This is a genomic window from Paenibacillus sp. PvR133 (assembly GCF_017833155.1).
Classification (GTDB): domain Bacteria; phylum Bacillota; class Bacilli; order Paenibacillales; family Paenibacillaceae; genus Paenibacillus; species Paenibacillus polymyxa_B.
Genome location: NZ_JAFIBS010000001.1, coordinates 4,134,328 through 4,158,258, shown reverse-complemented (window position 1 = coordinate 4,158,258; position 23,931 = coordinate 4,134,328). Strand labels below are relative to the sequence as shown.

General features: G+C 40.5%; 22 protein-coding genes and 1 riboswitch. Of the genes, 6 read left to right on the top strand and 16 right to left on the bottom strand.

Going from position 1 to position 23,931, the window contains the following annotated elements:
• Nucleotides 1-11: 11 nt before the first annotated feature.
• Nucleotides 12-1,637, bottom strand: coding sequence for a nickel ABC transporter substrate-binding protein (gene nikA, locus JOE49_RS18050; protein ID WP_023988649.1), 1,626 nt, complete (start codon nt 1,635-1,637; stop codon nt 12-14).
• Nucleotides 1,638-1,834: 197 nt separating this feature from the next.
• Here nikA and JOE49_RS18045 point away from each other — a divergent pair, with 197 nt between their 5' ends.
• Nucleotides 1,835-3,538 carry a helix-turn-helix domain-containing protein gene (locus tag JOE49_RS18045; RefSeq protein ID WP_209942259.1) on the top strand — a complete coding sequence of 568 codons (1,704 nt, stop codon included), beginning with the start codon at nt 1,835-1,837 and terminating at the stop codon, nt 3,536-3,538.
• Here the strand turns inward: JOE49_RS18045 and JOE49_RS26920 are convergent.
• The 4 genes from JOE49_RS26920 to JOE49_RS18025 form a co-directional block, all read right to left on the bottom strand.
• Entirely contained in the window at nt 3,535-3,705 is a 171-nt protein-coding gene (locus JOE49_RS26920; protein ID WP_202404241.1) for an NAD(P)-binding domain-containing protein, read from the bottom strand. The genes JOE49_RS18045 and JOE49_RS26920 overlap by 4 nt on opposite strands.
• Before the next feature lie 432 nt (nt 3,706-4,137).
• A complete protein-coding gene (locus JOE49_RS18035; protein ID WP_160790254.1) occupies nt 4,138-4,899 on the bottom strand; it encodes an SDR family oxidoreductase in 762 nt (253 codons plus the stop codon).
• Nucleotides 4,900-5,215: 316 nt separating this feature from the next.
• Nucleotides 5,216-5,386: a hypothetical protein gene (locus JOE49_RS18030; protein ID WP_202404242.1), complete on the bottom strand. Its 171-nt coding sequence runs from the start codon at nt 5,384-5,386 to the stop codon at nt 5,216-5,218.
• A 48-nt stretch (nt 5,387-5,434) separates the two neighbouring features.
• Complete coding sequence (locus JOE49_RS18025; RefSeq protein ID WP_209942257.1) at nt 5,435-6,400, bottom strand: flavodoxin family protein; 966 nt, start codon at nt 6,398-6,400, stop codon at nt 5,435-5,437.
• 311 nt (nt 6,401-6,711) lie between these two features.
• Here JOE49_RS18025 and JOE49_RS26830 point away from each other — a divergent pair, with 311 nt between their 5' ends.
• Nucleotides 6,712-8,265, top strand: coding sequence for a helix-turn-helix domain-containing protein (locus tag JOE49_RS26830; protein ID WP_160790662.1), 1,554 nt, complete (start codon nt 6,712-6,714; stop codon nt 8,263-8,265).
• Between the two features lie 156 nt (nt 8,266-8,421).
• Here the strand turns inward: JOE49_RS26830 and JOE49_RS18015 are convergent, their stop codons facing one another.
• The 4 genes from JOE49_RS18015 to JOE49_RS18000 form a co-directional block, all read right to left on the bottom strand.
• Entirely contained in the window at nt 8,422-8,736 is a 315-nt protein-coding gene (locus tag JOE49_RS18015; RefSeq protein ID WP_023988641.1) for a DMT family transporter, read from the bottom strand.
• Nucleotides 8,737-8,739: 3 nt separating this feature from the next.
• Nucleotides 8,740-9,081 (bottom strand): DMT family transporter, encoded by a 342-nt coding sequence (locus JOE49_RS18010; protein ID WP_023988640.1) that lies wholly within the window; start codon nt 9,079-9,081, stop codon nt 8,740-8,742.
• Between the two features lie 93 nt (nt 9,082-9,174).
• A riboswitch (guanidine-I (ykkC/yxkD leader) is annotated at nt 9,175-9,273 on the bottom strand.
• Nucleotides 9,274-9,357: 84 nt separating this feature from the next.
• A complete protein-coding gene (paiA, locus tag JOE49_RS18005) occupies nt 9,358-9,876 on the bottom strand; it encodes a spermidine/spermine N(1)-acetyltransferase (RefSeq protein ID WP_160790591.1) in 519 nt (172 codons plus the stop codon).
• Nucleotides 9,877-9,902: 26 nt separating this feature from the next.
• Nucleotides 9,903-10,355 (bottom strand): MarR family winged helix-turn-helix transcriptional regulator, encoded by a 453-nt coding sequence (locus JOE49_RS18000; RefSeq protein ID WP_160790592.1) that lies wholly within the window; start codon nt 10,353-10,355, stop codon nt 9,903-9,905.
• A 114-nt stretch (nt 10,356-10,469) separates the two neighbouring features.
• On the opposite strand from JOE49_RS18000, the gene JOE49_RS17995 reads away from it, so the two are divergent.
• Both JOE49_RS17995 and JOE49_RS17990 read left to right on the top strand, forming a co-directional pair.
• Nucleotides 10,470-11,114 carry a YczE/YyaS/YitT family protein gene (locus JOE49_RS17995; protein ID WP_209942255.1) on the top strand — a complete coding sequence of 215 codons (645 nt, stop codon included), beginning with the start codon at nt 10,470-10,472 and terminating at the stop codon, nt 11,112-11,114.
• Between the two features lie 218 nt (nt 11,115-11,332).
• Nucleotides 11,333-12,247: a dihydrodipicolinate synthase family protein gene (locus JOE49_RS17990; protein ID WP_160790423.1), complete on the top strand. Its 915-nt coding sequence runs from the start codon at nt 11,333-11,335 to the stop codon at nt 12,245-12,247.
• Nucleotides 12,248-12,472: 225 nt separating this feature from the next.
• On the opposite strand, the gene JOE49_RS17985 is transcribed toward JOE49_RS17990, so the two are convergent.
• The 3 genes from JOE49_RS17985 to JOE49_RS17975 form a co-directional block, all read right to left on the bottom strand.
• Nucleotides 12,473-14,335: a beta-glucoside-specific PTS transporter subunit IIABC gene (locus JOE49_RS17985; RefSeq protein WP_023988634.1), complete on the bottom strand. Its 1,863-nt coding sequence runs from the start codon at nt 14,333-14,335 to the stop codon at nt 12,473-12,475.
• A gap of 86 nt (nt 14,336-14,421) precedes the next feature.
• Entirely contained in the window at nt 14,422-15,885 is a 1,464-nt protein-coding gene (locus tag JOE49_RS17980; RefSeq protein WP_209942253.1) for a glycoside hydrolase family 1 protein, read from the bottom strand.
• A gap of 21 nt (nt 15,886-15,906) precedes the next feature.
• Complete coding sequence (locus tag JOE49_RS17975; protein WP_023988632.1) at nt 15,907-16,347, bottom strand: DMT family transporter; 441 nt, start codon at nt 16,345-16,347, stop codon at nt 15,907-15,909.
• A 352-nt stretch (nt 16,348-16,699) separates the two neighbouring features.
• Between JOE49_RS17975 and JOE49_RS17970 the strand changes: the two genes are divergently transcribed.
• Nucleotides 16,700-17,593 (top strand): LysR family transcriptional regulator, encoded by an 894-nt coding sequence (locus JOE49_RS17970; RefSeq protein ID WP_209942251.1) that lies wholly within the window; start codon nt 16,700-16,702, stop codon nt 17,591-17,593.
• A gap of 980 nt (nt 17,594-18,573) precedes the next feature.
• Here JOE49_RS17970 and JOE49_RS17965 read toward each other — a convergent pair.
• Complete coding sequence (locus JOE49_RS17965; protein ID WP_075154208.1) at nt 18,574-19,329, bottom strand: helix-turn-helix transcriptional regulator; 756 nt, start codon at nt 19,327-19,329, stop codon at nt 18,574-18,576.
• 118 nt (nt 19,330-19,447) lie between these two features.
• Here JOE49_RS17965 and JOE49_RS17960 point away from each other — a divergent pair, with 118 nt between their 5' ends.
• The gene (locus tag JOE49_RS17960; RefSeq protein WP_209942249.1) at nt 19,448-21,364 is read left to right on the top strand and encodes a right-handed parallel beta-helix repeat-containing protein; all 1,917 of its coding nucleotides are present in this window, start codon (nt 19,448-19,450) and stop codon (nt 21,362-21,364) included.
• A gap of 197 nt (nt 21,365-21,561) precedes the next feature.
• Here the strand turns inward: JOE49_RS17960 and JOE49_RS17955 are convergent, their stop codons facing one another.
• From JOE49_RS17955 to JOE49_RS17945, 3 genes are read right to left on the bottom strand one after another with little or no spacing between them, the layout of a single operon-like run.
• A complete protein-coding gene (locus JOE49_RS17955; RefSeq protein ID WP_160790824.1) occupies nt 21,562-22,527 on the bottom strand; it encodes a zinc-binding alcohol dehydrogenase family protein in 966 nt (321 codons plus the stop codon).
• On the bottom strand, nt 22,524-23,159 hold the full coding sequence (locus JOE49_RS17950) for an ABC transporter permease (RefSeq protein ID WP_023988627.1): 636 nt from the start codon (nt 23,157-23,159) through the stop codon (nt 22,524-22,526). Before JOE49_RS17950 ends, JOE49_RS17955 begins: the two co-directional genes overlap by 4 nt.
• Nucleotides 23,156-23,926 (bottom strand): ABC transporter ATP-binding protein, encoded by a 771-nt coding sequence (locus JOE49_RS17945; RefSeq protein ID WP_025723011.1) that lies wholly within the window; start codon nt 23,924-23,926, stop codon nt 23,156-23,158. The genes JOE49_RS17950 and JOE49_RS17945 overlap by 4 nt, the downstream gene beginning before the upstream one ends.
• Between the last annotated feature and the right edge of the window lie 5 nt (nt 23,927-23,931).

Sequence of the window (23,931 nt, the reverse complement as noted above, 5' to 3'; positions counted from 1 at the left end):
CTTCCTTTTCTTTATTTTAGGTGAATGCTATTAAATGGATGATCCCATCTGCTCTCCGGAAATGAAACGTTATCCAGTGTTTTCTGGTATACGTTATATTGACGAATATAGGACAGGGGTATAATAACCGATTCTTCCTGAACTTTTTGTAAAATCTGATCATAAAGCTCTTGTCTCTGTTTCTCGTCAACGGAAGCCAGTACTTGCCTGATCTGTTCGTCAAGCTCTGCCTTGCCTTCAATATTGAGATGTGCCTCTGCAACGCCAAAGGTAGGCTCCGCTACCGCATTGACCAATGTATGTGGATCGTAAGGCACTCCGGAGTTGAACCAGAAGTTCATGTCATAGTCTCCCTCACGGAAACGTTTGGTCTGTTCGGTCAGCTCAAGTCCCGTCAACTGAAGTTTAACGCCAAGTCCAGCCCATTCGGCCTGAAGTGTCTCGCCCATCGCTTTCTGGATGCGGTCAGTTGTATCGTACATCAGCTCAAACGACAGCTTCTCGCCATCCTTTTCCCTGGTACCGCCCGATGCCGGAACCTTCCATCCTGCCTCGTCCAGATAAGCTGCTGCTTTGGAGGCATCGTATGCAAATCCAGGGAACGTCTGACTAACGTAAGGATAATCGGTCGTTAGCACCTGCGTCGCAGGCTGTTCCACGTCAGACGTGATGCCTTTGACCATCGCAGCCTTGTCAAATCCGTGATGCAATGCAAGCCTTACTCGCATATCCGTCAGCTTTTCATTCTGCGTATTCAGGATTAAGTTTCGCGTGCCCAACGGGCCCGATACTTCCGTTTCGAATGCATCGTTCTTTTGCAGGCGCGTGAATTCGTCAAGGCTAATGGAACCCTCTCCGAAAATGAGATCAAGATCGCCTTTCTCGAAGGCTAGTACCCGAGTTTCGGCATCCGGTATGATACGGACCGTGATCTTGTCCAGTTCAGGCTGTTCGCCCCAATAGTTCGGGTTTTTCACGAATACGCTGTATTCATCCTGCTTGTATTCTTCAAGCATCCATGGCCCCGTGCCGATGGGAGACTGAATGCTTTCCAGCGTATTGTCCCCTTCCGGGAAGCCTGCATCGGCCAAGAAGCGGAATGGACGCACGGTCGTTAAGTCCTGCAAAACCGGATAGTACGGCTCTGACATGACAAGCTTGACGGTGTACTCGTCAACAAGCTCGAGGTGATCCAGCAATTTGGCCGTTCCCAGCCAACTATGCGTCGTCTTGTTTTGCAGGATCGCGTCTATGTTACGCTTGACGCTAGCGGCGTTGAACGGTGTTCCGTCCGAGTATTGGACGTCCTCCCGAAGATGGAAAGTATATTCTTTGCCGTCCTCGCTAATCTCCCAACTGGTGGCCAAATGAGGCTTGATTTTTCCCCCTTCGCCGTACTCAACCAGCGGTTCGTAAATCATGGATTGTGAGAACAGCTGTGATGGATAGTACGCGTGCGGATTAGATGGACCCAAATCCCTCATCCATGAAACCGTTATTTCTTTAGCTCTTTCCTGTTCCCCGTTAGCTGACGCAGATGGTGCTGCCTCCTCTTTTTTGGAACATGCCGCTGTTACAGCAAGCAGAAGCATAAATAGCATGACAAGTATGCCTTGGAACATTTTTCTCTTTCGCATGGTAAAGCCCCCTAAAACATTAATGAGAATGAAAATCATCTTCAATTTATGTTAAGGAGTTTGGTATGATTGAACAATGGATATATTTCTGATTTTTTATAGCACAAAAAACAGAACCGGGCTTGCGACAATTGACTTGTCTATGCATGTCTTGCTTGGAACCGCGGTTCAAAATACATTTGGTTAAGGAGCACAACATGGAACGTTCAACAATTGACGGAAAAGAAATTTCCTTTTTGCCGAATGAAGGATACGACATATACATCCCTCAAAGCGTGAGACTTTTCCGCAGGCTGTCCTGCAAACAGCTTATCCCGAGCTCGCCTGGGGCGCATCGCCTCGTCGTGTTTAAGTCGACATCCGGTGTGTTACACTTGAGGAAGCATTTCGTACAGACCGAAAAAAACGATGTCTTACTGCTTGCACCTGATGCGCAGGCCAGCATTCAATTCGTCGATCCGCACGAAGAAACATTGGGGGCTTCATCGTCCGCCACGCAGCTGAATACCGCGGCGGCCATCGTCATCGTGTTCAGTGTATACCGGCTTGGAGAGTCGAAACCAGCCAATGAATTACTGTCCATGATTCCGTACGAGACGCGCATGAACATTACTGACGAATCAAGGTTACTTGATTTGGCAGGAACGCTCGACCTCTCATTGAAGCGCCCCACTCCCGTCCCCGAAGAGTCGAGATTGAAACAGCAGATTGCGTTGCAGGAACTACTCCTGTTCCTGATGGAAAACATTCGACGGAATACGGAAATATCCGATAACATTCAAGCGGTGAAGCATACCGTCACTTATATCGAATCTCACTATCAGCAAAACATTACGGCCCGCCAGTTGTACAGCATCGCAGGTGTGGCTAAATGGCAATACAGTACCTTATTCAAGTCCATTACAGGAAAAAAACCGTTGGACTACGTGTTGGATATTCGTATGAAACACGCCAAGCGGCTGTTGTTACAGACCGAGGACACGATTGCACAGATTGCCCAAGCCGTGGGATTCAAGGATGAGAGTTACTTTTCGCGCAAGTTTAGACAAACGGAAGGGATCACTCCCCGCCAGTACGAGGAGGCTGCTTCAGTCAGCTCATCTCCCGTGCTCATGCCAGAGGTTCCTTACAAACGGATCGTTGCCGTTGGTTATTCGCTGGGCGATCTATTGTCCTTGGGTATCACGCCGATAGGCGCAGATGTGGAGATCATAGGTAAAAGAGGTCTGTACTGGGATTCCATCAATGGTATTGAGGATATTGGATTACTGGGTGAACCGGGCAAAATACGTAAGCTTCTTCCTGACCTGATCATTCATTCTGGTTTCCGTCAAGATTGGATCGAAGAATTGGCATCCATTGCCCCAACCGTCCTCATCGATCGCTATGAACACGTCTATTCAAGAATCATGCAAACAGCAGAGCTAATGAATCGGCAGAAGCTTGCACAACAATGGATTTATCGGCATCGCGCTGCAAGTAAACGAATGTGGATAGGCCTGGCGAAGCATATAGATGTTAAGCAAACAGCAGCTGTGTTTTCCATCGTTGAGGGCAATCTCTACATCATGAGCATGAAAGGCTTTGCAGTTACTGTATACCACCCTGACGGCATGCAGCCTCCTCCGAAGGTGAAGGAACTAATCCGGGCAGGCATTCCTTTTCAACTGACGCGACCGGAACATGCCTGTAGCTATGAAGCCGATACCCATTTTATTCTCATGGATAACGATCCCCGTACGATCCGGTTATACAGAAGACTGATGCAGTTACCATACTGGAACTCGAAAAGCATCGACCGTATTATTCTTACCGAGAACAAGTACAATTTCGATGATCCGCTCACGATGGACAGATTGTTGCTAGAGCTTCCTCAGATGATTCTGAAGAAAAGTCACTAATGACCACATTGATTTCTCCACGCCAAAAATAGGGATGTAATCAATCGCCTCTTACTACGATTGGTTACATCCCTATCTCCTACAACGTCATATCCTGCAGCCACTGCAAAACAAGCAATCGTACTTCCAATATTACCGACTCCAATAAATCCAATGGTTTTTTTCATATGTCAATGTTCCTCGTCTGATGTTTGTTCACTGTAAGTTTTTTATTGATTATCTTGGCTTGGGACAAGAACTGTACCGATAGAATAAAAAAGCCGATAAAATAGCGACTTTCAATGGGACCTTGTTCTTGTCCCTCGACATCCTTGTAGTATGTATTCAGATAATATTCGCACAAATCTCGGGGATCATGCGGTGACTATTGTTTCCTTATTCGATCGCAAATAACGAGAAAAACGACATGCAGCTCACATTCATGATAATGATATCTAAATATAACTAAAAAATGACGGGATCGTGTGTCAACGCTCCTGTCATTTTATAACATTATTTTTGACATTACATCTCTTTCAATTGAATATTACTTTAACCTTGCAAGGATCTTACTTCGATGATTATATATTTTGAAGCATGTGTGCTCGTTAAACAGTGGATTAGAAGCCTGCCGTCCAACCCGCGTCTGCAGCTATAACAGCCCCGTTCACAAAGCTCGATTCGTCTGAAGCCAGGAAAAGGGCTACTTTTGCGATTTCTTCCGCCTGCCCTACGCGAGGAATTACGCCTTGTGTAACCCTCGTTCTGGACGCGCCAAACTCATTTAAGTTATGAATCGTTGAAGTAATGTTTGTGGCTGTCGCTCCTGGCGCAATGGCATTGCATCGGATACCTTTTTGAGCATACATGAACCCCGTGTTTTTCGTAATACCGATTACCGCATGCTTTGAGGCAGTGTAAGCAGCGCCCGCATGCGCGCCGCTGAAGCCGCCCGTAGATGCCGTATTTATAATCACTCCATTCCCTTTATCCAGGAAGATCGGGATAACTTTGCGAATCGCACGCATAACGCTTTTTGTGTTAACATCGAATATAAAATCCCATGTCTCGTCGTCCACATCTCCTACAGGCGCCATGTTATCCATAACACCCGTATTGTTAACCAAAATATCGAGAGTTCCGAATTCATTAACAGCAGTATCGATCATAGCATGAATATCATTTAAATCAGCAACATTGGTTTTTACTGCGACGGCGGTTCCGCCAGCTGATTTAATTCCTGCTGCAACCGCTTCAGCTCCTTCAATGTTCAGGTCTGAAACAATAACACTTGCGCCTTCTTTTGCAAATAATTCTGCAATCGCTTTCCCCATTCCTGATGCTGAGCCTGTAATGACCGCAACTTTTCCTCCCAAACGCATGAAAAATCCCTCCAATGTTTTTTTGAACAACCGTTCATCTGAAGTATGGATCAAATTCTAAATCAAAGTCAATTGTACGAAAGTACACGCCCGAACGGGGGAATCTCAAGAACGAGCACCTCAAAAGGCTGCCTCATGAAAGTCCCTGAAGAACTGTGTAGGTGATTAGTTCACGTATTGGAGCTAGTCTGATGAATCTTTTCGAAGGAGTTTAACGATTAGTGTCAGGTCAATTTTTAGGGATTGATCCAGGTGATGCGGTTAGTTACAGCAACAAAGGATTTATGTTCAGAAACTTATTGCATCTGACTGGTCTTTACATAAGTAAGTAATATTCCAGAGTGATACTTTTTGAAGTTTTCCCAACAACTAAATTATCATTAATGATCTTAGGTCCTATAAACCAAAAGAGTGTGTAAGATGAAAAACTGACGCCGTTTAGACCAGCTCCAACCTTGCCTGCTTCAGCAAGCATCTTACCAGCCAAATTCGCTCTCAGCCTTTCAAAAAAAGAATAAGCACTTTATCCGGAATATCAATTACGAGCAGGTCTGGAATAAGATAAATAGTTTTTGTATTTTTTTAATCTTTCAGGCAACTCGCCAGCCTTGGAATTAGGTTTTAATGAAACTTTATATAATTCATCCGCATGCTCGAATTTCCCGGAGATTAGAACATGAGAATGCGCTCTATCTTCTTCCGCGACATTGAATTTAACTTTGCCCTGTTCAACCTCCAAAGTGCCCTTTACACCGCAAATTCCGCATATTGCAGGATAATTATCATCATGATTCCTGATTTCAACGAGTTTGGAATGACAGATTGGACATAAACCAGATTCGCCAATATATTTCGCTTCCGTATTCGGGTTCATTAGTGTTTCAGCCACATGACGACCAGATTGCCTAGCTCTGTTCAATTCATTTTCCTTGAAGACTACTGATCCAGGCAAGCCAACCCAATTGACCAGCATTTTGTCTACAACATTGATTTGCATCGGCAGCGTGAAAAGATGGAGCATTGGCAGTGCAAGTGCGTCCCACTCACTCCCTCCTACAGCTATAAGAGAAGCCACTCTTTGCTTAAAGCTTCTTTCATCTGGGCCTTTACCAGTAGTTATTCCTCTTTCTTCGCGTTGCTTCTTGGCAATCATTCGGAAGGCAATGTCATGGGAAGGGCCCATCCGGTCATTCAGAGTCTTCAACAGTCCACTCGGACTCTTCTCATAAATGACTGAGCTCACAATTAACCCGTCGCATTCCATTATTTTTTCTTCAATAAATCCATAATCATCGTTCTTTATCACACAATCTCCTGAGCCACACTTTTCAAGCAGGCTGACTACACAAGCATTACAACCGGTGCAAGGTTTAATTTGCAGGTCATTAAGACGTATAAGCTCTACCTCGGCACCCAGTTCTTCAGCACCCATCAGAGCTTCCTTGACAAGGATTTCTGAATTACTCATCCTTCTACCGCAACTGATCCCTAAAATTTTCATTAATATCCTCCTGCAATTTGTATTTGTTAGGCATAGATCCTGAAGCAAATCCATGCGAGAGTTTCAGCTTTCTCCACTAATTTCGCATAAATTTCCTCACATAATTCCAAAAATATTCCCTCACAGAGTTCTGATTTTAAACAATATTACTCATTTTTTGATTAAAGTGTCATTTATTGCAGCGTGTAATAATTTCAGTATATATAATAAAAACGTTATATCCCATGTGCTGGAATTTAAATATGGTCCAATATAGTGACGATGTTTTGTAATATTGCACAAGGATTAAAAAGCTTTTGGAGGCTGCTCTCGTGAAAATTCAAAAAATAATCAGAAAACTTAGCGACTGTTATCTTTCCTTGCCCGAAGAGGCCATGCAAACAAAAGAAATCAGTGAATTTACTATCCTGCGGTTGAGTTCCATTTTCCAGGCTGACACAGCTTATATAGGCAAGCTTTCGGATTTGCCAAAGGACTTTCCTACAGACACTCCTCTTTTCTGCATTCAGGATTGTGATGCACTTGTAGACTCTTATACTTGTCTTACCCTTCTGCCAAATGGACTGGATCTGCTGGATCTTTCGGGAAAGATTTCATCTATACTTGCTCATGAGAATCGGCTCATTGAGCATATGCACACTCTGATATCCGCACTTTACTCAAACAAAGGTTTACAATACTTGACAAACGAGGCCTCCCGCATCTTTGGTAATCCGGTAATCATTGTCGACGCAGGCTATAAGTTACTCGCTATGTGTCAGGCCCCCATCCCCAGCCGACCTGATATCGAACAGCAGCGAAATTTGGGTTATATTCTTGACAGTAATATTGAGAGCATGAAGAAATCCAATCTGTACGAACTGACCCGTATGGCTCTTATTCCTTATTATTCACGCGATCCCGAGACCAACGACTGTTGGATAACAGCTTTTGTGTACGTACATGGTATAGAATTCGCGCAGGTCAGTGTTATGGAACTGGATCGTAAATTTACAGATATTGATTTTGAACTCGTACAATTTCTTTGTGAGCTAGTTTCGGTAGAATTGCAAAAGAACGACTTTTATAATTGCAATCAAGGAATGATGCATAGTTTTTTGCTTTCCGAACTGCTTACAGGCGAGCTCAATGATGCTAATGTCATCGCAATGCGACTGGCTCATCTGGAATGGACGCTTACACCTTACCTGAGAGTGCTGACCTTGACAGACCTGAAGAACGGCTTTTTTGACGGGAAAGTTCAGCTGGTTGCACAGCATATGATCCAATTACTTCCGGATAGCCGTTGGATCGTATATCAGGGACGTATTGTATTTCTCATTTCCCTTGTTGATTCATCCTGTAAAATCATTGCTGAAGACAAACGAATTCTGGAATTTCTCCAAGTAAACGGCCTAACTGCTTCGCTGAGTGACTGCTTTAGTCATTTAACCTTTTTGCGAAAATATTATAAGCAATGCCTAACCGCCATCGAGATTGGGTTCCAACTTCATTCTAACAAGCCAGTGTATATGTATGAGGACTATCTCTGCGAGCATATTGGAAAGATCATATCGGAACAGAACGATCTCGCTGACTTCTGCCATCCAGTTATCCAAAAGTTAATTGCTTATGACAATGCCCACAAAACAAGTTTGCTACCTACCCTTGAAGCCTATCTTCAATATGTGGACACTCCAAATATTGCTGCTAAAACACTTTTTATTCATAGAAATACTTTGTTCTATCGAATCAACAGGATACGTGAGCTTTTCGAGATTGATCTAAGCGATGGTGATATTCGTCTGAAGCTTCAAATGACTCTTCATTTTCTAAAACTGAAAACACAACGCGGCGATCCTAAAGATCAGAGTATAGAAGGATAAGCAAATGCAAAAAAAACATGCAGACAAAATTTCTTATCGATACTTTGTCTGCACGCTGGTCTTTTCTATCTATTTTTAAATTTAATGATAGTCCATAAGCATTCAGATAGTTCGCTGCTGTTCTAAGATGACCAGTATGTCTAATTCCATCATTAATCAGCTTACCAGCTTTAGGCCAACTGCTGAACCGAGTACCATCGCAATGAACAGAATTCTCGCGGTATTACGCGGTTCACTGTAAAAGATCATGCCCAATATGGCCCCGCCAGAAGCCCCAATACCGGTCCAGACAGCGTAGGCCGTTCCCATGGGTAGTGTTTCCATGGCCAGGGATAGAAACAAGAAGCTCAATCCAAAGCCTGCAAGCAAGTAAAAAGCAGACAGGAAATTCCGATCTTTATGGAGCTTATTAATCATAAGAACTCCCATCATCTCAAATACGCCTGCCAAAATTAGAAATACCCAGTTCATACGTCAGTGCACCTCTTTTCCTTGTTTCTTCTCTTTGCTCTGTATTTTGAGCCCTACAACTCCGAGCAGAAGCACCCCGATTAGCAACAATTTAGATCCCTGTACCTCAGCATCAAACAACAAAATTTCTGCCAATACAGTGCCGGCCGTTCCCAAGCCGACAAACACTGCATACACCGTACCTACCGGAAGCGTACGGGAAGCCATAATCATGAGTATGAAACTTACTAAAATTCCAACTAAAGTGCCCCCCCACTCTAACCATCCGCTGGCATGTTTCAGGCCGATGACCCATCCAACTTCAAATAATGCCGCAATTACAACAGATAACCATGTCTTGTTCATTCTGTGCTTCCTCCTTTTTGATAATGCTGCAAATGTAGTATGGATTTATAGCAGCAAAAAAAAAGCCTGAGAGAATACTGCATACAGCAGTTTTTCTCCCAGGCTTTTATCCCTCCGTGGCACAGTACGACGACTGTGAGTTTTCTCTCGGACCAGCCGATATTACATCGCGGAACCCTAGAAAACATTTTTGAATTCAGTTATAGTTAACATTATACATATTAGTGAATAAATTACAATATAAAAATTAATAAGAATTCGTATATCACCCTAAACTTATATTATTGTTTTGGTCATTATGAAATCAATTTGTTCTTCATCACCCATATAAAAAGAGTGTGCGCCAGTTTGAACAAACCCCATTTTCTTATAAAAAGCAATGGCGTTTTCATTTTTTTCCCATACACCGAGCCAGATCTTCTTTTTATTATGTTCAATCGCAATTTCCATAGCTTTATTTAGCAGATATTTACCAAGCCCATGTTTTTGAGATTTGTTTTTTATATAAATCCTCTCAATTTCGAGCGACTCATCACCCATTTTTTCGGATTGGGCGTCATTCATATTTACCTTTAAATATCCAGCCAGTTCTTCATTGAAATAGATGAAAAAGATTTCTGAAGAGACGTTGGACAATTCCTCCTCCAACTGTTTAAAGTTAAATGCTCTTTCCAAATAGGCTTTCATATTTTCAGGTGAATTCTGATCTTTAAAAGTATCGTTGAATGTTTCAATACTTATTTCTTGGAGTATTTGTAAATCTTCACGGCTGCACTTTATTATTTTCACAGTCACTTTAATGCATCTCTCCTTCATGTAAATCAATAATTTCTTTTGTTCCCCTTTTTTACAAATTCCCAGTCATCCCCTATATTTTCTCTTACTCTTTGAAGAAGATTGAAAATGGTTTCTACTTCTCTTTCCGAAAATCCCTCTAATGCAATGTTATTGGAATAATCATTTTCTCTTTTTATAAAAGGATAAACATTGTTCCCTTTCTCTGTTGGAAAGAGTTTTTTAATTTTTTGGTTATGGTTATCTTCTTTCTTTTCAATAAAGCCATTAATTACAAGTTTTTTTATAGCACGAGATGCAGTTGTTCGATCTACTTTTATCATCTCGGATAACTTTTCTTGAATGATTCCTGGGTTTTCACATATTCGCACAAGGTACAAATACTGCCCTTTTGTAAGGTCATATTCTTTAAATTCTATATTACTTATAGAATCTAATGCCCTTGCGATCATTCCAATTTCACGAAGCACTTCCTTCATAGTTAACTCCTTTGCCCCTATTTTATTGCAAATGCAATAAAAATGATATATATTGAATTTACCTTATTTTTATTGCATTTGCAACAAAAAAATATATTAAAGAGGTCGAGTAAAGTGAAATATATTTTTTTTGTATTAGGAATTTTTATATTATCCCTTGGAATTTCGTTCACTATACAATCAGACCTTGGGACTTCACCTTTTGATGCACTTTTGGTAGGACTGTCCATAAATGTGGGGCTTACTGTGGGAAGTTGGGAAATCATAATAGCTATAATATTGATATGTTGTAATTCGCTTTTAAAAAGACAAAGACCTGAAGTTTTGGGGTTGTTAACAGCATTTATAACGGGTATTGGTATTGATATGTGGCTTTTTTTATTACACAATTTGATAGCACCTGAACTATGGTACAGCAAAGTTGTTTGTTTTGGAATTGGTTTAGTTGTTGTAGGATTAGGAACTGCAACATATTTACAGACAAATTTTGCACCAATTCCAGTTGACCGATTAACATTAATCATACAAGAATTAACTAGAACAAATCTATTTTTTTCGAGAACACTCATCTATCTTATATTCTTGATCATAGCAGTCATTTTAAATGGCCCCATTGGCATTGGAACTTTGTTAACCGTTTGTTTAGGGGGGTTAATACTCAATTACTTTATGCCACTTACTGAAAAAGTACTTGACCGCATATTAACACACTCTCATACATCACTAAATCATGAGAAAGATAAAAAGCATTCTATATAGAATGCTTTTTATCTTTCTCAACTAACCTGATCTGTTAAAAGATGTAATATCCAAGTTGATACTGAAGCTTGATGCTCATATCTCTTTGTTTCGATCTTAAGTTTCTCTAGAAGAATTGGTACTGTTATTTGTCTCTCAATTGGTACTTTAATTGTGTCTAATTCATTTTTATAATGTGTTTGTATTTTGAAGGTCAATTAATAAAGGAGTGTAGCTTTATGTTCTGTGGATTATCTGCTTTTCCACTCACGCCAGTTAACGAGACAGGTATTAACGAAAAAGCATTTGTGACACTAATTCAACGATTAGTTGCAGCTGGTGTAGACTCAATTGGTGCATTGGGTTCAACTGGAAATTATGCATATCTTAATCGAGAAGAACGTTTACGTGTGCTTCGACTTGCTGTCCATTCATCTGAGGGGATTCCCGTGATGACAAGTATAAGTGCGATTCGTACTTCTGAAGTACTTCGATTAGCGGAAGATGCACAAAGAGCAGGAGCAAGCGCAGTGCTGTTAGCTCCTGTTTCTTACCAGGCATTAACAAATGAAGAGGTATATTCGTTGTATGAACAGGTGACAAGCTCGCTCTCTATTCCGCTCTGCGTATATGATAATCCGGGGACTACACATTTTCATTTCAGTGATGAGTTGCACGGTCGGATTGCTGAGCTGCCTAACGTTCGTTCTATCAAGATTCCTGGAGTGCCTTCTGATCCTGAAGCAGCCAAGGCACGCATTAGAAAACTGCGAACGGCCATTCCTCCCCATGTAACTATAGGAGTAAGTGGAGACTCATCCGCAGTCACTGGCTTGGATGCAGGCTGTGAAGTATGGTACTCAGTTCTTGGTGGTTTGTTTCCAAGGGCGTGCCAAAAAATGACCCGTTTGGCCCAGTCCGGTTTTGCTGAAGAAGCGAAACAACTCTCGGCGCTACTTGAACCGCTTTGGTCGTTATTTCGTCAATATGGCAGCCTTCGCGTTATTTCAGCAGCAGCAGAAATAAGTGGCTTGATCTCAAGTCCCAGTCTTCCTTTGCCCTTACAACCATTGAATCAATCAGCTAGAGAACACTTGAAATTCATACTAAAGGATCTTCAGTCTACAGAAACATTCTGTTCACCATTCGGCTAATACCTTTTCGAAGGGGAGACTACTAAGCACGTTTGCAGTAAAATTTTTCGTTATGAGTGTTGGAGGAAGAACAGATGCTGAACTGCCCAAGCATTCGTAATTTCTTAATCCTTTTCTTCGTTAGCAACAGAACTATCTACTAAAAACAGCCAGCTATAATAGCTATAGCTGGCTGTTATACGTTTTTTCAATTTACTTCCAAGATCAAATCCATGCTGTCCTGTGTTAAACCAAATTTGAAGATGAAACGCTAGGTTTTGCAGGAATCACATGTAATAACTGTTTTGAATTTGGATCCTCCAGATTCACATGCACTTGATCATAATTAAATGAATTCGTAACAATAACCATTACCGTAGGATCATAACCCGCAGCCTTAATTTGCTCCAAGTTAAACTCAACTAATTTGTCATCAATGCCAATTCTATCATTTTCCTTAACCAATGGTTTAAAGTGTTGTCCCTTTAATTTCACAGTATTAATACCGATATGAATCAAAAGTTCTATACCGGAATCAGATACAATGCCAATCGCATGCCCGGTTTTGTACACGCTGCTTACCGTTCCGTTTACCGGAGCTGTAACAATTCCGCTAATTGGAACAATCCCTGCTCCTTTACCCATCGCTTCAGAAGCAAACACCTCATCGCTTACACTGCTTAAAGGAACAATTTGGCCATTCACAGGTACCACAACCTCGTTTGGATTTGCTTGATCACTCAAATTCGTCACACTCTTATTCGAAACACCGAAGAAATAAGTTAAAATGACGGCTCCAAAGAATGCAATAATCAATCCGATGACTTCTCCAATGAAACCTTGGCCTAAATAAGTTGGAATAGCCAACAAGCTAGGAAATGTAAATGTGGATGCATGTACTTCAAACGATCCAATAACAGCGCCTCCAATACCAGCAGCGATCATTGCACAGTAGAATGGACGCTTTAATTTAAGGGTTACGCCGTAAATTGCCGGTTCAGTGATACCAAAAATGGCTGTGATTGCTGCAGAACCCGATAGGCCTTTGATTTTGGCATCCTTGGTTTTCAAAAATACGCCTAGAGCAGCACCTGCTTGAGAAAGTACGGCTGCACATACAATTGGCAACCATTGGTCGTATCCTTGATTAGCGACATTGTTTATCATCAGCGTAATCAGCGCCCAATGGACTCCGAAAATGACAATCGACTGATGGAACGCTCCTAAAACCAACCCAGCAAGTAATGGGGAGAAACCAAAGATTGCTAACAATACCATGGCGAACAGGTCACTGATCTTTGTGCCTAGAGGGCCGATAACAGCCAAAGTTAAAGGCAACATAATCACTAGAGAAACTAGAGGGGTTAGCATATTACGAATTGATTCCGGAAAGAATTTGTTCAACAAAGGTTCCAAGTAAGAGAGGCCCCAAATCGACAACAGAATGGGAAACACAGACGCCGTATACGTAATTGGTATGATCGGTATGCCAAAGAAATCAATCGTTTGTGAATTGGATACGATCTCTACTAAAGACGGATGAATGAGTGCACCAGCTAACGAAACGGCTACGAATGGGTTGACTTTAAGCTTCTTGGCCGCAGTAAATGCCAAGAAAATCGGCAAAAAATAGAAAATGGCATCACTTGCTGCATTCCATATTTTATACGCACCACTGTCAGTCGATATCCAGTTCATTGTTGTAAATAAAGCTAGAATGCCTTTCAAAATTCCGGATCCAGCCAAGGCTCCCAGAAATGGCGTAAATACGGCCGAAACAAAATCCATCAACTGACTGACAGGATTAAATTTCCCAGTTCGTTTTTCTGAAGCGCTTTCATTGTTGCTAGAAGCATGTAATGCCATTCCAGGTAATGATGTTAGTGCATCATAGACTTGAGCAACGGAATTACCAACAACCACCTGATACTGTCCGGCACTATTGACGACGGTAATGACCCCATCTGTGTTTTCAATCTTTTTGGTATCTGCAGTACTCACATCATTTAATTTAAATCTCAATCTAGTGGCACAATGCCACACCGCATTTACATTCTCTTTTCCTCCTACGCCATCCAGAATATCCTTTGCCAATTTTTGATAACTCATAGTTGTCCCCCCTATTATAAATGCCCGGACCATTTTCCACATACCGTACTACTGAAACGATACAAAATGATCCGGGGGTGCCTTCATCATTTAGTGATTCTCATCCTAATCGTTGGTGTTCTATGAAGATCCTCGCCGTTTGTATCAATAACTTGCTTATACCAGTAAAAACTATCTTTATAATGGAATTGCCCATTTCCATTACCTTCATCATCATAGTCCACATAAATAAAGCCATATCTTTTGCTCATTTCAGCAGTACCTGCACTGATGATGTCGAAAGGCGCCCAGGTACAATAGGCAAAAACATCTGCCCCTTCATGTATTGCCTCTTTCAGTGCTGCAATATGCTCCTGGTGGTATTCGATGCGATAATCGTCATGAACTTTATTGTCCGCTGTTAAAACATCTTTAAATCCAAGACCATTTTCAGCCACCATCATGGGAACATGATACCTGTCCCAATACTTAGACATGCAGAGATATAATCCTGAAGCATTTATAGACCAGCCCCAGCGATTCGCTTTCAAATGGGGATTTTTGACAGTAGAATTAGGGTCCATCGTATTCTCACTAGCTTTAACAGTATTTGACCAGTAATAAGAGACTGCAAGGAAATCGGCTGTATTGTTCCAAAGCAACTCTTTCTCCGATTCCGTAATTTCCAGCTGGATGTCATGGTCTTCGAAATACGTCAATGCATATTCTGGATACTCTCCTCGAATCAGAACATCGCTGTAGAAATATTGCATTCGATTCCGTCTGAAATTCAGTTCGACATCTGCAGGTTCACATGAATAAGGGGCGGTTAACGTATCGGCCAACATCATTCCCATTTGAAGGGATGGATTTAGCTTGTGCCCATACTCAGTAATCTTTGCAGAAGCAACGAATTGGTGATGAACCGCTTGAAACTGAGACTGCTCGTAATGATCAACTTTATCTTTCAGTATGCCAAGGGAGGCAAATGCCTCTTTGTGGACAAGGTTAATTTGATTGATAATGATCCAATATTTAATGGTTTGATGATATCTTTGCAGGACGGTTTCCCCATACTTCACGAAGAAATCAATCAGTTTCGGGTTTGTCCAACCGCCATATTGCTCAACCAAATTTAAAGGCATTTCATAATGGAAAATCGTGACGATTGGCTCAATATTTTTTTCTTTCATGTACTCAAATAATCGATCATAGAAGGCCAAACCCTGCTCGTTTGGAACGGTATCATCTCCATTCGGAAAAATCCTGCTCCAAGAAATAGACAACCGCAATGTTTTTACATGCATGTCTGCTAACGCATCGATATACTCACGGTATCGTTCGTAGAAATGTACTCCTTGGCGCTTAGGGAAATAGTATGTCCCATGTTTGTATTTTTCGTATGTTTCTGAATCCATGTTATTAAAATGTAGATCAATAGGATCAGCTCCTGGAATAAACGGCTGAATATCAGCGGTACTTAACCCTCTTCCATCCCTGCGATGTGCACCTTCTACTTGATTAGCAGCAATAGCTCCTCCCCACAGAAAGTCTTTTCTTATTTTGCTCATGTACGTTTCCCCCAAATGTATTTAAAATTTTTGTACGATAAAGACTCCTGCAATAACCAAAAGAGCTCCCAATAATCGAGGAATATTCAAAGTGTGCATACTAGCACCAATTAATCCAAAATGATCAATGATCACCGACACGATTATTTGTCCAGCTAAAACGTATCCAACCGTAGCTGCTACTCCTATTCTGGGCATGAGAATGGTTGTCGCCAATACATAGAAAGCACCCAGTAGTCCTCCTGTCCACATCCACCAGGGAGCTTCAAACCATTCTTTTTTGAACAACGATCCTTTTACAAAAAAAGATATGATTATTAATGAGATGGCACCTACTGTAAAAGAAATGGCCGAAGCAACAATAGGTGATCCCACCACCGTCCTTAGCTGCGCATTAACACTAAATTGTGTAGGCAAGGCCATTCCTGCCAATAATGCGAAAATTATGAATATGATAGCCATGTATTTTCCCCTTTCTCTTACTTTTACTTTGATCAATTAGCCAATCTGAAATTGAATGAAGTGCTTCAATAAATCGTTTATCCGATTTTAGAACCACGAAAAAAGAAAATACCAAAAGAACGGTTTCAAGTGTGTCCATTGCAAAAGTAATCCCGCCTCACAGTATTATCCCCTCTCAAATTCTGAAGATTGAATATCTCCTACAGATGAGTCAATAATATATCTTAAATATGGGAATACTAGATTGATCACCTTCTCAATTTATCGATTAATCATTGACAACCCGAGTATAATTCACGCAGTATAATAAGTAAAATTAATAATAAGTATAGGAGGTATACTAAATACTTATATGGATATTAATTATGAACTCTATAAGATCTTCTATATCACAGTAAAAGCTGGAAGTATGTCTAATGCGGCAAAGGAACTATTTACATCACAATCGGCAGTTAGTCAGTCCATAAAACTGCTTGAAAATAAGCTAGGTGGACAGTTGTTCCATAGAAGGGCACAAGGAGTGTCCCTTACTGCGGAAGGAGAGATATTATATCAATATGTAGAACAAAGCTATGAGTTATTACAGGCGGCTGAAAGAAAATTTTTGGAATTAAGGAATTTAGATGCTGGCCAACTAAGAATAGCCGTAAGCACAACAGCTTGTAGTAACTTCTTGATGCAATACCTAGAGACATTCTCCTTGGCTTACCCTAATATCGAGATTTATATCAAAGATCAATCTACTCATTCTACAATTAAGCAGCTAGAGTCAGGCGAAGTTGACATAGGAATCATCAATCTGAACGGAAGCAGAGATTCTCTGACGGTGATTGGAAAAATAGAAATACAAGATTGTTTTGTAGTAGGTGAGAGATTTAAAGAAATATGTGATAATCCAATATTCTTAAAAGAACTAGTAGTAAATTACCCGATCATTCTCATGCAGAAAGGACTTAATACAAGAAAATATATTGACAACTTTTTCACTTCATATGGCTTAAAAGTAATACCTAAAATAGAACTGAGTACCATGGAACTGTTAATTGAGTTTGCTAAAAAAGGTTTGGGCATATCGTGTGTAATCGAGGATTTTGTTCGCAGCGATTTGGATCAACAACAGCTATTCATAGTGCCCATCCAAGAAATCATACCTAAAAGGTTTTTAAGTATTGCTATCAAAAAAGACTTGCCCCTTTCTTCAGCAGCTCAGAAGTTTATTGAGCTTTTTCAAAGCTGCACAGTATAAATTTATAAATTGGGTTATCTATTAAAGAATTGTCTAAAAAAAGCTCACTAAGGGCTTCTTATTTGACAGTCAACGAACCTCGCTTCAACCGCTCCAGAATGAGGTCGTCTGCTCCTGCGACAACTGGATGGTCGGTATAGTGAGCATTAAATAGGTAGATATCTAATCGGCAATGGAATAATCAAGTTCTTGTCCTTGGCTCGGAGCATGAACTTGATTTCTTAAAACAAAAAAGCCGTCATTTAGGCGGCTCCTAATGCAACATGGCTTTTGTCATCCGACATTTTTTTATTAACTCAAAGCTCAAGTTTACCAACCAATTTTTTTGAATCAATCTCCTCGTTCCGACATGACGTACCAACCGCAGTGCCCTTTGCTGTTAAAAGTATAAATTTTTAGAAAATTCATAACTTTGGAACTATTTTTTTTCACAAAATTTAATGAACCGAAAACACAAAATAGCAAGTCTCTAAGTTGCAAGAGACTTGCTATTTTTAAGTTTTGGCGACTTGACCCTTAAGAATGAAGTGAATACTGCCACAGCAAACGTACCGAAAACATTTGTTGTGTGATGTATACTGTGTACGAATCGAATCGTTTTTGTTGCCGAGCGCATCACAACCGAGTGAGCTTCTGCCCTGTGACCAGACAGGAAACGAAACCTTTGAAACCACTCACCAGATATCCTGATAAGCCCTCGTAAATCACGGCTTTTAGATGACAAGGGATTGCCGCAGCTGTTCACATTAACCGATTTAAAATGGTGTGCGTCATGTAGAAAAATTCTTGGTAATTGGATGGCTGCGTTTATGGATTTTCTAATTTATTGCTAGCAAAACTTTGGATTAGAAGGATCGTAAATTATGATCTGAAGATTGTTGAGAATTAATGATTATATTTTCAACATAATCACCAGCTAGTTTAAGCTGAAGGTCAACAAAGTGCTCAACGCATTCACCTTATGCTTATGCCGTTCTTCTTTAGTCCATTGCTCGATATTCTCTAGGCGCTCTCCTGGTTATTTCCTTGAAGTTACGATGAAAGGTTCTTAAATTGTTATAACCACACTTGATTGCAACTTCACCAATCGCCTGCTGGGAATTTTTCAGCAAATAGCATGCCTGTGAAATCCGATAATGATTTAAGTAGTCCGTGAAGGTGATGTTCATTTGTTGGACAAACAACTTTGATAGATAAGGATAGTCATACTGCAGATATTTTGCAATGTCTTTTAATGTGCAATCAGTAGAATAATTTTCCTCTACATAAAGCAGCATCTTATAGAGCACCTTTGTCTGAGGTGATTGCTTAACTAGGGTAAACGATTTCTGATTTATCAGATCAGCACAAACAGCATATAAAAAACTTTTCTGGCTATAGATTGAATTCAGCTTACTAAAATCAATAGCTCTCTCCAAATGCAATGCACTGTCATTTGGAATTAAGCCTTTTAAATTCATAAAAAAGTCGCCGATCAACTCTGGCGAAAAAAGGATGATTGTAATATTAGAGTAATCGATGGTCTTAAATTCATGCATTTGATTTATAAAGATAAAGACCAGATCATTTTCCTTCAAAAGATACTCTTTTTGATCAATGGATACATATAGCTGTCCATCATTAACATAGATCATTTCATATGCTCGGTGAAAATGAAGGGGAAAGCTATAATTCTTCAATGGAAAAAAATGAAAGAATTCTTCCCCCTCCATTCCATGTTTTTCAAATAAGACCATACAACTCTCCTTTGCCAGAACACTAATATTGTCTTAAAGTGTACTATATTTTGGATAGAATTAACAAATATTATTTCCTATAATAAAATAAATTGAATTTAAAGGAGGATATAAGACTATGGAGTATCACGTAGCAAAAACTGGTTCAGATCACGGCCAGGGGAGTCAGGAAGATCCATTTCTGGCAATCAATAAAGCAGCTTCTGCTGCTGTGGCAGGAGACACGGTTATTGTCCATGAAGGGGTATATCGTGAATGGGTAAAACCAAAATTTAAAGGATTAAGCACCAAGAGAAGAATTACTTATCAAGCTGCAAAAGGTGAAAAAGTAATCATTAAAGGCTCAGAGCATATTCAAAGTTGGCAGCATGCAGAAGAGAATATTTGGAAGGTTGTGTTGCCGAATGAGTTTTTTGGTAACTATAACCCATATGCTCTTGAAGTGTCCGGAGATTGGCTCGTAACAATTGAGGAAACCAAGCATTTAGGAGACGTTTATTTAAACGGTATGTCTTTTTATGAAGTCAGCCGCTTTGAACAACTGATCGATCCGAAGGTTACAACAGAAGTATTGGACCACTGGACAAGAAAAATGGTTCCTGTTCATAATCAGGAACAGACAAAATATGTCTGGTTTGCAGAAGTGAATGCTGATAATACAACCATATATGCAAATTTCCAAGGCGCTGATCCGAACAAAGAATTTGTTGAGGTTAACGTTCGCAGATCTTGTTTCTATCCCCAAGATACAGGGATTGATTATATTACAGTAAGAGGCTTTGAAATGGCGCAGGCCGCAACACCATGGGCACCTCCGACAGCGGATCAGCCTGGACTGCTTGGCGCCAATTGGAGCAAGGGTTGGATTATTGAAAACAATATCCTTCACGATGCAAAATGCAGCGCCATCAGTATTGGTAAAGAAGCCTCCACCGGGCATAATTATCGCTCCGTCCGGAAAGACAAACCCGGATACCAGTACCAGCTTGAATCTGTCTTTTCTGCTGAACGTAATGGCTGGTGCAAGGAAAAAATCGGCTCCCATATTATCCGTAATAATACGATTTATGATTGCGGTCAAAATGGAATTGTGGGTCACTTGGGCGGTGTCTTTAGTGAAATTCATCACAACCATATATATAAAATTGCTCTGAAACGTGAATTCTACGGTCACGAAATTGCAGGAATCAAGCTCCATGCAGCCATAGATGTCCAGATTTACCATAACCGTATCCATGACTGCTCTTTAGGATTATGGTCAGATTGGCAGACACAGGGAACAAGGATTAGTAAGAATTTATTTTATAGCAATAATCGCGATTTGTTTGTTGAAGTAAGCCATGGGCCATATATCGTTGATCACAATATAATGGCTTCTGAATATTCTCTGGACAATGTGTCACAGGGTGGAGCTTACATAAACAACCTAATCTGCGGTAAGATGAATCATTGGAAAGAAATGACACGTTCTACACAGTATCACCTCCCCCACAGCACCAAAATCGCAGGTTTTTCTTTTATTTACGGCGGTGATGACCGTTTTTATAATAATATTTTCATTGGAGCTGATGGATTAGAAGGTGTCGGAACGTCCCATTATAAAAACCACACGGCTTCTTTAGAAGAGTATATTGAAAACGTACACAAAAATCCCGGAGACGCTGAAATATTTAACTTGGTGGAACAACCTGTTTATATTAATAACAATGCGTATTTGGCCGGAGCAGAACCGTTTGAAAGAGAAAAAGATAAGATAGTTGACAAAAGCTTTCATCCAAACTTTAGAATAGTTGATAAGGGAGAAGAAGTTTATCTTTCCTGTGAATTACCGGAAAATTTCGATGTTTTTCTAGGTGAAGTACATTCAACAGCAACATTAGCACGGGTACGTATCGTTGACGCTGAATTTGAGCGCCCCGATGGTAGTGAAGTGATCCTGGATACTGATTTGTTGGATATGCAGAGAGTAGAAAAGTCTCCAATAGGGCCGATTACACTTTTGAAAAAAGGTAAAAATTATATTAAAGTTTGGTAATCCCTTATAGAAAAAGCCTTACACCTCTATAAATTATGGTGTAAGGCCTCTTTCACTGATATCGCTTGAATATTTTTTTCAAACATAAGATTTTTGAATTTAATTTTATTAATGATCTGGCACATTTAGGCTTGCATCACGTTCTAGAGAACATCAATAACGATGTGTCACTACCCTTGAAATCTTAATCTTCTGAACTAATCGTTCAAAATTACGATCTTACCATTCGCATCATTACTCTCCATTAAAAGATGAGCTTCCCGGATTTCTTCTAGCTTGAAAACTTTAGCAATCGGCGGAACAATTCCATGTTCTTTAATATGATTGAACAGGTCGATTAGTACGTTTTCTTTGATAACTTCACTTGTAAATACCGTAAAATAAACACCTGTCGGTATATCAATTAACGGTTCAAAGGAATCAAGTGTCCATTCATTTCCCAGTATCCCTGACATGCATAAGGTCCCTTGCTCTGAAACCAGTTGCAATGATTCCTTTATTGTAACGGTACCGACCAACTCCAGGACCTTGTCTACGCCATTTGGAGCGATTTTATAAACTTCTTTTGTAAAATACTCATCATCGAGTAAAGCAAAGTCTGCTCCAGCCTGCTGAAGATATGCTAGCTTTCCGTTGTTCCGAGTGGTTGATATGACTGTGGCGCCTGTACTTTTTGCTAGCTGAAGGGCAGCCAGACCAACAGAACTCGTCCCACCGCGAATGAGAAGCACTTCGTCAGCAGTTAATTGGAGACATTCGAATAAGGACGCATACGCCGTATAATACATTTCTGGAATTGCAGCGAGCTCAGTCCATTTCATTTCAATTGGAATGGAATAAACCTGTTTTGAAGGAATCAAAACATATTCAGCATAACTTCCATCAAATTCTCGGCCTAATCCCCCCATTAATGAAGCAACACGCTCCCCTTTTTGAAATGTGCTGTCAGATGGATCTTCGATCTGCCCTATGCATTCAATACCAATAATCCGTGGGAATTTGACGGATAGGGAATGTCCCTGTCTTGTAAACATTTCAGAGCGGTTTATTCCAAAAGCTTTGATCTTAACAAGTACCCAACCTGGTTTAACTTTGGGGATTGGAACTTCTTTTATCTTTAGTTCTTCAGGTTTACAGGCCCTTTCCAGTACAACAGCCTTCATAAAAGTGATCTCCCCGATCCAATGTAGATTCGTTTTTCAAACTGAATGAATACTGCATTCGTTCCAATAGCGAGACACGCTGACAATACACTTCCCCACAGAATCTTATCTATATTCATGGTTCGTAAGCCATCATTTAATATCGAGCCTAATCCGCCTGCATTTATAAATGCTGCTATAGTCGCCATTCCAACCGTAGATACGGATGCTAGCCTTAATCCTGTAAAAAGAGCTTTGATGGCCAAAGGCACACGAACATGAAGCAATACCTGAATACGGCTCATACCAAGCCCAGTGGCTGCCTCAATAATAGACTGTTCAACATGATTCAAACCTGCAATAAACTGACGTAGTAGGATATATTGGTTATATGCTATGAGCACGGTAATCGCTGTCGTTTTACCCAAACCTGTCACGGGGATCATGATTGCGAACAGGGCCAAGCTGGGAATTGAATAAAGAATCGAAAAGATATAAATGAGTAACCTGGATATCGTTTCTGAAGTCAGGGCTAAAATTGTTAAGAGTACTGTGACGACAATGGAGATCAGCATGATCACAATTAACATCTCCACATGCTCCAGTAATGCAATTCCTAACTTATCCGGATGCTTAATGGCATATTCGATCACTTTAACCCCTCCCAGAAACGTTCTTGCTCTCTTGAAGATTGAATAAGCGATGCGACAAATTCATCTGCGGGATGAGCAACAATTTCTCTTGGCGTATCAAACTGACAGGCTTTACCTTGATTCATGATTATTACCCTGGTTCCCAGCTTAAATGCTTCATTGATATCATGCGTTACGAATAGGAAGGTTTTCTTAACTCCCCCATGAATCCGCAGAAGTTCATCCTGCAAATTTAGACGAGTCATGGCGTCTATGGCTCCAAAAGGTTCATCCAATAACATTGTATTAGGATTTGTTGCTAAGGCCCTGGCTAGTCCAATTCTCTGTTGCTGACCTCCCGATAGTTGAGAAGGGTAACGATTTAGGTAGTTTACTGGATCTAACCCAACCAAAAGTAACAATTTGTGCACCATTTCATCCACCTTCGTTTTTTCCCATTTCAAAAGCCGGGGCACAGTAGCAATATTTTGTCCAATGGTCATATGAGGAAACAAACCCACTTGCTGAATAACATAGCCAATCCTTCTCCGTAGCGCTACAGGATCAATTTCAGCAATGTCATCACCAAATAGTTTTATCTTCCCTTGGGTAGGTTCAATTAAACGATTTACCATTTTCAATAGTGTGGTTTTTCCTGATCCGGACGAACCCAGTATGGTTATAAATTCGCCTTCCCTAATAGACAGATTGACATGATCAACAGCTAAGTCATTGGAGTTTGCGTATGTTTTGCACACATTTTGGAATTCAATTGCTATAAGACTCATGTTAT

Bases quoted from the DNA above. Each gene is read 5' to 3' on its own strand.
- JOE49_RS18025 (WP_209942257.1), bottom strand. From the start codon at position 6,400: ATGAAAATTTTAGGGATCAGTTGCGGTAGAAGGATGAGTAATTCAGAA.
- JOE49_RS17965 (WP_075154208.1), bottom strand. From the start codon at position 19,329: ATGGTCTTATTTGAAAAACATGGAATGGAGGGGGAAGAATTCTTTCAT.
- JOE49_RS17960 (WP_209942249.1), top strand. From the start codon at position 19,448: ATGGAGTATCACGTAGCAAAAACTGGTTCAGATCACGGCCAGGGGAGT.
- JOE49_RS17970 (WP_209942251.1), top strand. From the start codon at position 16,700: ATGGATATTAATTATGAACTCTATAAGATCTTCTATATCACAGTAAAA.
- JOE49_RS18035 (WP_160790254.1), bottom strand. From the start codon at position 4,899: ATGCGTTTGGGAGGAAAAGTTGCGGTCATTACAGGCTCAGCATCAGGA.
- JOE49_RS18045 (WP_209942259.1), top strand. From the start codon at position 1,835: ATGGAACGTTCAACAATTGACGGAAAAGAAATTTCCTTTTTGCCGAAT.
- JOE49_RS17985 (WP_023988634.1), bottom strand. From the start codon at position 14,335: ATGAGTTATCAAAAATTGGCAAAGGATATTCTGGATGGCGTAGGAGGA.
- JOE49_RS17990 (WP_160790423.1), top strand. From the start codon at position 11,333: ATGTTCTGTGGATTATCTGCTTTTCCACTCACGCCAGTTAACGAGACA.
- JOE49_RS18015 (WP_023988641.1), bottom strand. From the start codon at position 8,736: ATGAACTGGGTATTTCTAATTTTGGCAGGCGTATTTGAGATGATGGGA.
- JOE49_RS17955 (WP_160790824.1), bottom strand. From the start codon at position 22,527: ATGAAGGCTGTTGTACTGGAAAGGGCCTGTAAACCTGAAGAACTAAAG.
- JOE49_RS26920 (WP_202404241.1), bottom strand. From the start codon at position 3,705: ATGAAAAAAACCATTGGATTTATTGGAGTCGGTAATATTGGAAGTACG.
- JOE49_RS18010 (WP_023988640.1), bottom strand. From the start codon at position 9,081: ATGAACAAGACATGGTTATCTGTTGTAATTGCGGCATTATTTGAAGTT.
- JOE49_RS17945 (WP_025723011.1), bottom strand. From the start codon at position 23,926: ATGAGTCTTATAGCAATTGAATTCCAAAATGTGTGCAAAACATACGCA.
- JOE49_RS17980 (WP_209942253.1), bottom strand. From the start codon at position 15,885: ATGAGCAAAATAAGAAAAGACTTTCTGTGGGGAGGAGCTATTGCTGCT.
- nikA (WP_023988649.1), bottom strand. From the start codon at position 1,637: ATGCGAAAGAGAAAAATGTTCCAAGGCATACTTGTCATGCTATTTATG.
- JOE49_RS18000 (WP_160790592.1), bottom strand. From the start codon at position 10,355: ATGAAGGAAGTGCTTCGTGAAATTGGAATGATCGCAAGGGCATTAGAT.
- JOE49_RS17975 (WP_023988632.1), bottom strand. From the start codon at position 16,347: ATGGCTATCATATTCATAATTTTCGCATTATTGGCAGGAATGGCCTTG.